Origin of the sequence: Aeromonas sp. QDB18 (assembly GCF_027705325.1) — a bacterium.
Lineage (GTDB): Bacteria > Pseudomonadota > Gammaproteobacteria > Enterobacterales > Aeromonadaceae > Aeromonas > Aeromonas caviae.
Genome location: NZ_JAPDBQ010000244.1, coordinates 1 through 2691, shown reverse-complemented (window position 1 = coordinate 2691; position 2691 = coordinate 1). Strand labels below are relative to the sequence as shown.

Below are 2691 nucleotides of genomic sequence, written 5' to 3'. Positions count from 1 at the left end.
CGATTGGATCGGACATACTGAGTACAGTGAAACCAGAATAGAGCAATTAGATCACATCTTTAATCTGATTGGTATCAAATTCTCTTAAGTGAACAGCATTGCCGCATGGCGGGGGCTTTTTCATGGTTCGGCGTGCCGGGTTCAACGGCCCAGGATCTGCCGCATCCGCTGCTGTGCCACGTCCACCAGCAAGTCGGGCTGGAATTTGGAGATGAAGCGATCACACCCCACCTTCTTGACCATGGCCTCGTTGAAGTTGCCGCTCAGGGAGGTATTGAGGGTGATGAAGAGATCGGACATGCGCGGATCGCTGCGCACCTCGTGAGTCAGGCGATAACCATCCATCTCCGGCATCTCGGCGTCCGTGATCATCAGCATGATCTCGTCGGTCACCTTCTTGCCCGCATCGCACCACCCCTTGAGCAACTTGAGGGCCTGCAAGCCGTCCTGGCACTCGATGACCTCGAGCCCGAGCTGGGCGAGGGTCTCGCGCACCTGGTTGCGGGCCGTGCTGGAGTCATCGACGATGAGCACCCGGCGTCCCTGCATCTGGGGCAGGATCTCCTCGTCCAGCACCTCGGACGAGATGCGCACGTCATAGGTGATGATCTCCGCCAGCACCTTCTCCACGTCGATGATCTCGACAATCTGGTCGACCCCCCCTTCCGGGATGCGGGTAATGGCGGTGAGGTAGTTGGCACGACCCGCCGAACGGGGCGGCGGCAGTATGTCCTTCCAGGTCATGTTGACGATGTGGGCCACCTGCCCCACCAGGAATCCCTGAATGGTGCGGTTGTACTCGGTGATGATGAGGTTGGACTCCTGATCGATGACCATGGGACGCATCCCGATGGCACCGCGCAGGTTGATGACGGGGATGGAGACGCCGCGAATGTTGGCGACGCCGCTGATGTTGTGGTGGGACCCCGGCATCTTGTTCAGATGGGGCAGCTTGACCACTTCCCGCACCTTGAAGACGTTGATCGCAAACAGTTGCTGGGCACCCAAACGGAACATCAGCAGTTCCAGGCGATTCTCCCCTACAAGCTGGGTACGTTGATCCACTGAATCCAATATGCTCGCCATATAACGCCCTTACGTCCATTTCCCGAAATTGCCCCGCACCGGAGCTGCGACATGCCAACCAGCCCCGCTTTCCCTGTCGGGACAACGCAAGCCTATATAGAAATAATGAAAAGCGTCGAGGAAAGATAGGATCTTGACCACGGGGCGTGATCATCGCCCCATCACTGCCTCATGGCAAGCACAGCCACGCACCGGCCCCGACAACAAGGGTATCGACCACACGGGGCCATTGCTGAACCCCGGCGTGCCGCTCTTGTCATCCAGCGCGGTCCGCCAGCAACGAAAAGACCGGCCACATGGGCCGGTCCTGGGATGTGCAGTGCGTCTGGGACGACTTAGAAGTTGTACTGCAGGGCCACGGCGACGATGTCGTCGGTGGACTTGTTCAGGCTGTTCTTGCCGGTGGAACCCACTTCGTCCAGCAGGTTGATCTTGTAGTCCACGTAGGCATTGAAGTTGTCGGTGAAGTTGTACCAGGCACCCACGGAGACGTATTCGGTCGCGGTGTCATCGATGCCGTGAGCGCTGTCCTTCACGTCGGTACGCAGGTAGGCCAGAGAGGGCTTGAACTTCGGCGTGATGTTGTACTGCACGACCGCTTCGTAGCCATCCATCTTCTCGGCGTAACCGCGCATGGAGCCGGTGTCCACGAAGAGGTGATCTTCACCGTGGGAGTAGGTGGCGGCCATGTAGAGGTTGCCGACGGCATACTTGGCGCCCACCCCGAACAGCTTGGCGTCGTTGTCGCCGCCGAAGCTCACGTTCTCGGCCTGCTCGTCGGTCTTACCAGCCTGGTTGTAGGCGGCACCCAGGCTCAGGCCCATGTTGAAGTCATAGTTGGCAGAGAGGGCATACCCCTCGGAAGAACCTTTCGGGCTCCAGGTGCTGTTCGGGCCGACGCGCTCGCTGCGGCTCGCGTTCTGCGGGTCGTTGTTGCCGGTGAACTGGGCACCCAGGGTCAGCCCCTGCCAGTTGTACATGTACTGGGCCAGGCCGTTGGTACGACCGGTGCCGAACACCTCGGTGTCCTTGCCCAGACCATCACCACCCCACTCCGGCAGCACGTCGGTGTAGTTCACCGCCTTGGTGAACAGACCGTCCTGGCGGCCGTAGCTGAAGGCACCGAAGCGATCGTGCTTGATGCCCGCATAGGCGTAACGCAGCTCGTCGTTGTCAGAACCGGAGACCGGCAGGTTGTACTCGGCGAAGCCGAACGCGGTCAGATCCTCGTCAACCTTGGTTTCACCTGCGATGTGCAGACGCAGGTAGCTGGCATCGCCTTCGGTGGCGTTGTCATCGGTGCCGTAGTACATGCCGTTGACGCGGCCGCCGATGTCCAGTTTGGTACCATTCTGATCGTAAACGTTGGCGGCCTGTGCACCACCGGCCAGCAGCAGGCTGGAGATGGCCATCGTCAATGCTGTCTTTTTCATTGTTCTTTCCTCAGGTGTAAGCACTCTCTGTCAGACCAGAGTTCGGTCGTGATGATCGGTTGATGTGCCGATGGCCTAAGGTAGATCCGGAAACCTTGTTGACATCCTCCCCCACCTTAGCGCTTCGCGTCACAGGAGGGGGATTCCCATTACTGGGTGATAGCTGCTCGCG

General features: G+C 59.4%; 2 protein-coding genes. Both read right to left on the bottom strand.

Translation table 11 applies throughout. The features are described 5' to 3' along the window. Positions 1 to 141: 141 nt before the first annotated feature. Entirely contained in the window at positions 142 to 1086 is a 945-nt protein-coding gene (locus tag OKC30_RS20485) for a chemotaxis protein CheV (protein ID WP_103858195.1), read from the bottom strand. Between the two features lie 335 nt (positions 1087 to 1421). Further along, positions 1422 to 2519, bottom strand: coding sequence for a porin (locus OKC30_RS20480; protein WP_270665442.1), 1098 nt, complete (start codon positions 2517 to 2519; stop codon positions 1422 to 1424). Between the last annotated feature and the right edge of the window lie 172 nt (positions 2520 to 2691).

Excerpts from the sequence above, each read along its gene's own strand:
- OKC30_RS20485 (WP_103858195.1), bottom strand. The coding sequence starts at position 1,086 with ATGGCGAGCATATTGGATTCAGTGGATCAACGTACCCAGCTTGTAGGG.
- OKC30_RS20480 (WP_270665442.1), bottom strand. The coding sequence starts at position 2,519 with ATGAAAAAGACAGCATTGACGATGGCCATCTCCAGCCTGCTGCTGGCC.